6 protein-coding genes and 1 pseudogene are annotated in these 6,224 nt (G+C 73.0%); 1 reads left to right on the forward strand and 6 read right to left on the reverse strand.

Translation table 11 applies throughout. The features are described from left to right. Positions 1–258 (reverse strand): annotated as a pseudogene (locus BFF77_RS23785) (prepilin peptidase); the annotation flags it as partial. A gap of 126 nt (positions 259–384) precedes the next feature. Between BFF77_RS23785 and BFF77_RS23790 the strand changes: the two are divergent. Then, positions 385–744, forward strand: coding sequence for a DUF192 domain-containing protein (locus BFF77_RS23790; RefSeq protein ID WP_066953226.1), 360 nt, complete (start codon positions 385–387; stop codon positions 742–744). Between the two features lie 72 nt (positions 745–816). Here BFF77_RS23790 and BFF77_RS23795 read toward each other — a convergent pair whose 3' ends face one another. The 5 genes from BFF77_RS23795 to BFF77_RS23815 all read right to left on the reverse strand — a co-directional run bounded on the left by BFF77_RS23795 (position 817) and on the right by BFF77_RS23815 (position 6,024). Then, positions 817–1,632 (reverse strand): hypothetical protein, encoded by an 816-nt coding sequence (locus BFF77_RS23795; protein ID WP_066953228.1) that lies wholly within the window; start codon positions 1,630–1,632, stop codon positions 817–819. A gap of 239 nt (positions 1,633–1,871) precedes the next feature. Next, positions 1,872–2,948, reverse strand: a complete 1,077-nt coding sequence (locus tag BFF77_RS23800) for an aminoglycoside phosphotransferase family protein (RefSeq protein WP_066953230.1) — start codon at positions 2,946–2,948, stop codon at positions 1,872–1,874. A gap of 137 nt (positions 2,949–3,085) precedes the next feature. Beyond that, a complete protein-coding gene (locus BFF77_RS23805) occupies positions 3,086–3,562 on the reverse strand; it encodes a hypothetical protein (RefSeq protein ID WP_066953232.1) in 477 nt (158 codons plus the stop codon). 226 nt (positions 3,563–3,788) lie between these two features. Continuing rightward, positions 3,789–4,427 carry a hypothetical protein gene (locus BFF77_RS23810; protein ID WP_066953234.1) on the reverse strand — a complete coding sequence of 213 codons (639 nt, stop codon included), beginning with the start codon at positions 4,425–4,427 and terminating at the stop codon, positions 3,789–3,791. Positions 4,428–4,434: 7 nt separating this feature from the next. Then, positions 4,435–6,024, reverse strand: coding sequence for a Hint domain-containing protein (locus tag BFF77_RS23815; RefSeq protein WP_066953236.1), 1,590 nt, complete (start codon positions 6,022–6,024; stop codon positions 4,435–4,437). Positions 6,025–6,224: the final 200 nt, after the last annotated feature.

Below are 6,224 nucleotides of genomic sequence, written 5' to 3' on the forward strand. Positions count from 1 at the left end.
GCCGGGTACGGGGGCCGGGCCGGGCGCGGGGCTCTGTGTCCGTGGAGCGGGCGTACGGGCGGGAGCGCCCGCGTCACAGCTCGCGCAGCGCGTACCGCCGAGCCATCCGCGCGCAGGACCGGTGATCGGATGCCCGGCCGGACAGGCGTCCCGCCATGGCTGGTCCGGCTCGACCGAGAGCCGGTACGCGGCACGCGGCAGCAGCAGGCCGGTGGCTCCGCCCCAGACAACGGCGACGACGATCAGCGTGGCGTACACGGCACGACCCTAAAGGCGTCCGCCGGGCCCGGTCATGGGTCCAGGGGCCCACTGCGGGACGCGTCAGGACCCAGAGGCGTCGGCCCCGGGACACGGCCCGCCCGGCGGGCGCTACGGTCTACGGCCATGGGCACTTGGCGGAACGGCACTGGACAGTTGACGATCGCGGGCCAGGACGGCCCGGTGAATCTGGAGATCGCCGCGTCGTACGGGACGCGGCGGCGCGGTCTGCTCGGGCGCGACGGGATCGACGGCGCGCTGCTGATCACGCCGTGCAACAGCGTGCACACCTTCCGGATGCGCTTCGCCATCGATGTGGCGTATCTGGACAAGGAGTTGACGGTCGTGGACGTCCATACGCTGCGGCCGGGGCGGCTCGCCATGCCGCGCTGGAAGGCCCGTCACGTACTGGAGGCGGAGGCCGGTGCGATGGCGCGCTGGGGCCTGCGGCCGGGCACCAGGGTGAGCATGACGCCCGGGGCGTGAGCGGACCGCCGGGCGCGATGGGGCCGCCGGGCACGAACGGGCGGCCGGGCACGAAGAGGCGGCCGGCGGCGTCTACTTGAGCTTGCTCACCTGGGCCTGGAGCAGCGCGGCGGGCATCCGGGGAGTGCTGGGGCCTTCGAGGTTCGCCGTGTAGAAGGTGGCCACGGTGCCGCCGACCCGTACGACATGGAACACCAGCGGGACCGGCCGGCCCTCGAAGTCGCCCGTCACCTGGTAGGCGAGCGCGTCGTCGCCCGCCTCGACCGCCGGCAGCGGCCTCACACCGGTGTACTTCGACGGACTGTCACCGCCGGTCGCCGTGAAGCCGTCGGCGCAGGCCGTGACGGCGGTTCGGAGCCTGCTGAGGACGGTCCCGGCCGCCTGGGCACCATGGGCGGTCAGAATCTCCGAGACGGCGGGACGGCTGTTCCGCGCGCCGGCGAGCTGCCGGTACGCGACGGCCTTGGCCCGCGGCTCCGGCCTGCCGTTGAGCACGGCGGTCAGCGGCAGGCACTCGGCCTGCTCGGCGCTCTCGCCACGCGGCGGCGGCGCGGCCATCTGCTCGACGGTGAAGCCGGAGACATCGCCGTCTGCGAGCACCGCCCGGTCCAGCCCGTCCTGGCCGAGCACCCTGCCGTCGCTCGCGCCGACACCGGTCAGACCGGGCCGGGGCGTCGGTGCCGGGGACGGTTCGCCGGTCGGGGCCATGGGGGCGGTGGTCGTCGCCGTGGCGTGGGCCTGCGCGCCGGCGCTCTTCTTCGACGCCCCGCCGTCGTTCCGTTCGGCGCCTCCGCAGGCGCCGGTGAGCCCCAGTGCGAGCGCGGCGGCCGTCGCGGCCAGGACGACCCGCCGTGACATGACCGGCGTACCCGCGGTGCGCGTCTGCATGACGGTTCCCCCATCTCGCTGGACTCCCGCTGGACCTGCGGCTCGCCGGCCCGTCGCGAGCCGGCGCGTCCCGGCACGCTAGCAACGGCTCTCACCAGCACGCATGGGCCTACGGACCCAATCCGCGCCCGCGTGCCTGCCCCGGTCCGCCGTGCCCGTAGGCCTCGCCCGGCGGCTCCTCGCGCCTGACGCCCCGCGCCCCGCGCCCTGCTCCGGGCTTCTGGCTCCCGGCTCCCCGTTCACTCCGGGCGTCGTACCGGTACAGGACCCAGCCGGGGCCAGCGGGCCCGTATCCGCGCGGCCATCTCCGTGGCGAGCCGTCCCAGAGCGCCCAGCCCGGAACGAGCGCCGGCGCCGGCGCTCGTTCCGTCCTCGGTCATCCGGGCGACGACATCGAGACGGTGCAGCAGCCGCCCGCGGGCGGAGGCCGTGCCCCAAGTCCAGTCCCGGTGCGGGAGCCTGGCGAGATGGTCGGTCCCGTCCCGGTGGTCCCGCCGCACGAGCGCGTCGCCACGGATCAGCCAGCCGGCGCACGCGTCGGCGAGATCTCCCTCCTGTTCGGTGCCCGTCGCGTCACGCCAGGCCGAGCGGTAGGCGGCCTCGGCCGCGTCGAGCAGCGGCGCGGGCGCGGCGGTGACGCACCAGCAGGTCGGGAAGCCGATCCGTACATAGGCCAGTTCCATCAGTCCGCTGCCGAGGGACGCCTGCTCGAAGTCGACGAAGCGGATCCCGTCCGGGGTGTGCAGATCGTTGCCGGGACACGGATCGCCGTGCAGCAGCGCCGGGCGGAGCGGCGGCCGGCCCAGCCGCTCGACCAGTCCGTCCAACTCCTCGCGCACGGCGGCCGGGACGGTGGCTTCGAGTGCGTGGGCGAGCGCGAGGAAGGAGTCGATGTCGCAATCGCGCGGGCCCGACCACGACGGCAGCGCGGCGAGTTCGCCGGCGGGCGCGGTGAGGGCGCAGGCGTGCAGCCGGGCCAGGGCCTGCGCGTAGGCGACCTGCCAGCCCTCGGTGGGCGGCCGGTGGTCCAGCAGCTCCATGACCAGCAGCCGCGCGTCGTCGTCCGTACCGAGCAGCCTCGGTGCGACGGGAAGCGCGGCCCTGCCCGCGAGCTTCAGCGCGGCGGTCTCCCGGGCGTATCTCCCGGCGGCCTCGGGCCCGTCGACCAGCTGTTTGACGACGGCGGGCCCGGCATCGGGCAGTTCGACGCGCCACACCCGTGAGCGCGGACTGCTGTCGAGCACGCGCGCCCGGCTCGGGGCGCCCAGTGCTGCGCGCAGTTCCTCGCCGAAGGGCACGTCCGTCCGCTCGTTCACTCGTCCACCCGCTCGCTCGTCCGTACCGCGGCCCGCCGGTCCACCCGCTCATCCAATTCCGCGAGGGCGGCGATCGGCAACCGCCTTTCCCGCCCGGCGCCTTCGCCGAGAGGCGCGGCGGTGTCGCAGGGCAGACCCTAGGGGCGCGGGGTCTCGGCCAGTGGTGTCACGCGGGCGCCCGGGAAGGCGTCCACGGGCCTTTCCACGGCGTCGACGGTGTAGGTCGACGGCTCGTCGTCCGAGGCCAGCAGACGGGCCCTGGTCACCCTGCCCGCCGGCTCCGTGAGCCAGTACGTCTCGGGATCGATGCGGTCGTCGGGATGGAGCACCGTGACCCCGGTCCCGCGCGCGAAGGCCACGGCGAGCTCGGGCTCGGTCACGGGCGCGCCGTGGACGGCGGTCGACGGCTGGACCTGGATGTCGAGGCTCATCACCACATCGCCGCGCGCGGGACGGTACGTACAGAGGACGAACGCCTCCCAGTCGCGTTCGCCGAAGTCGTCCCGTCCGGCGCAGACGTCCACCTGGCCGCGCGGCACCCGCACCACCTCGGCCAGCGCCTCGGTCAGCTCGGCCGGCTCCAGCCGTCCGCTGAGCAGGAAGGTGCAGATCACGGTACGTACCCCCGGTCAACGGCTCCGGCGTTCGCGGGAGCGTGCGGATGCTGTTCCTGGACGTACACAACCTCGTCGGGAGCGCGACGCTACGCGCCGCGCGCGACGCGGTCATGGGCCCCAGGGCCCAGTCCGGTCCCACGCGTCCCGGTGCCGTACGCGCGGTGCGCGGCCGTTCCGGTGCGGCTCCTGGCGCGGTTCGGACGCGGTTCCGCGCCGCGTGCGGTCAGCGGAGCTTGGCGAGGTCCGTCTCGATCCCCACCGGCGAGGCGAGGCGGCCCGTGAAGCACTCGTGCCAGGCGCGCTCGACCAGCGACAGGGCCGCCCGCTCCGGGGCGCCCAGGATGTTCGCCCTGGCCCGCTCCAGATACCGTCTGGCCTTCGCGGGCTCGCCGCGTTCCGCGTGGAGCCTGCCGAGCCAGGCATTGTTCGACGTCAGCTCCGGGGCCCGTTCGACCGATTCGGTGATGAGCCGGAACGTCAGGTCCCGGTCGCTCCGGTCCACGCCGTTCCACTCGTTGACCGCCGCGAGGTGCACGGCGGCGAGCGGCCGGTACACGGACTCCCGGGGAATCCTCGCCACCAGCTCGCCCCCGCGCAGAACGGCGTCCTCGTCGAGCTGGATGTGCAACGCGCTGTGCGAGAAGAGCAGAGCGGCGCGCGGATCGTCCGGGTGCTCGCCGGCGACACGCGTGACGATGGCGACCGCCGCGCTCTCCTCGTCGAACCGTTCGAGACCGAAGACGACCTGCGCGTAGTCGAGGAGCCCCGCGGTCGGACCCCCCTCCTGGGCGAGCCGTTTGACCTCGGCGTACTCCCGGTCCCGGTGCTCCTCGTGCTTCTGCTCCTGGTCCCTGTGGTCCATGGGTCCGTTACCTGTTTCCCGGGTGTTTGGCGGGGATGAACGCGGTGCTGATACGGGCGATTCCGTTGACCATACGCCCGCGGATGGTGACGGTTTCGCCCTCGACCACCCGCCTGAGCTCGAATTCGCCCGGCCGGCCACCGGGCTTCTGGGTCATCGGACCGTCGCCGAGACTGTCCACGATCTTCTTCAGCGCCTGCTCACGGCCGCCCGATTTCCTGACCAGGTCGTCGAAGCCGTGATCCGCCTTGTCGAACACATGGTCAAGGACCTTCTGGGAGTTGTTGGCGCGGTAGGCCTCGTCGAGCTGTTCGCGTGTCAGCGGGTCGCAGATGTCCTGGTTGTGCACCAGGGCGGGGGCGGAGCCGACCAGGACGTAGTACGTGTGGATGCCCGCGACCGTGAGGTCTTGGGTGGTCCTGCGCTGGGTGTGGTGGGCGACCGCCACGACGGGCATCGCCGTCCCGGACGGGGTGCGCAGTTCGTCGCCGGGCGTGATCTCGCCGGCGTCGGCCCAGCGGTTCCGGTCGCTCAGCCAGAACGGATGGGTGTCGGTGGCCGTGATCACCGCGGGACCCGACGCCGTGGCGACCGTGAGCCGGGTGAAGTCCTTGTCGTCGTGGGTGGTGATGGTCCGTACGACGGGACGGGGCCGGGTCACACCGGTCACCGGGTCGGTGGCGAGGACGAGGGCGCCCACGGGGACCCGCTCGATGGCCGTACGGCGGCCGTCGGCGAGGAGTACCGGCGTGCCGGGCAGGAAGCTGTGGCGGACGGGACAGGTGGCGGGCTCGTTCTCGGGCTTCCGGCCGGGTTTGTCGGCGTCCTTCGCCTTCTCGGCGTCGAGCTTCCGTTTCGCGTCGGCGAGTCCGTCCTCCGCCTCGCCGACCCGTTTGCGGTTCTTGATCAGGCCCTTGATGCCGTCGTACAGGTCGTCGCCGTGCTTCTTCAGCTTTCCGACCAGCTCGACGGCCTTCTTCCACTTCCACGGCGCGCCGTACTTGGCCGCGAGTTTGCCGACGGCGCCGCCGACAAGGCTGAGCAGCACATTGACGAGCGTCTCCGTGCAGGCGCCCATGTCGCCCTTGGTGACGCAGTCGAGGGCGTCGGTGATCCCCAGCTCGTCGGCGAGGATCTTCGCCAGCTCCTCGGCGGCCTCCTTGGCCTTGTCCGAGTCGGCCCGCTCGGCGGCCTGGGCGTCCTGGAGTTCCTTGAGCGCGGTCTCGTAGTCGATCTGCGTCGGGGTCTTCTCGCCGGCGTCGAGTTCGCCCGGGTCGCCGGAGTCGCCCGTATCGGTCTCGTCCGTACCGCCGGTGCCGCCGGTGCCGTCAGCGCCTCCGATGTCGGAGGCCGGGTCGCCGGGCGGGTCGTCGGCGCCGGGATCGTCCTGTTCGCCGACGGCCTCGGTCTCCCCGCCTCCGCCACCGCCGCAGTCGCTCCCGCCGGTGATCCGGCACACCTGCGTGCCGATCCCCTCGGCGAGCGTCGGCCCGACCCCGGTCGTCACGAGCGCGCCGACGATCGCGGCGACGACGACCACCAGGCCGACGTACTCGATGGTCCCCTGACCCCGCTGCGCTCCGCGCAGTCCCAGCAAGCGAGCGTCCGTACGCGGCCTGAGCCTCCGTACACGACGACGAAAACGACGCACTACCCCCAGTGGCGACATGAAAGCGAGGTTATGTGCCCATTCCCGTACGGTCTTGGGCCCTGGGACCCAAGTCGGGACTCAAATCCCCTTCCGCACAAGGACCATGGGCAGGGCCACGCCCCGGCACATGACACGGAGGGGCCCGG

Origin of the sequence: Streptomyces lushanensis (assembly GCF_001700515.1) — a bacterium.
Taxonomy (GTDB): Bacteria; Actinomycetota; Actinomycetes; order Streptomycetales; family Streptomycetaceae; genus Streptomyces; species Streptomyces lushanensis.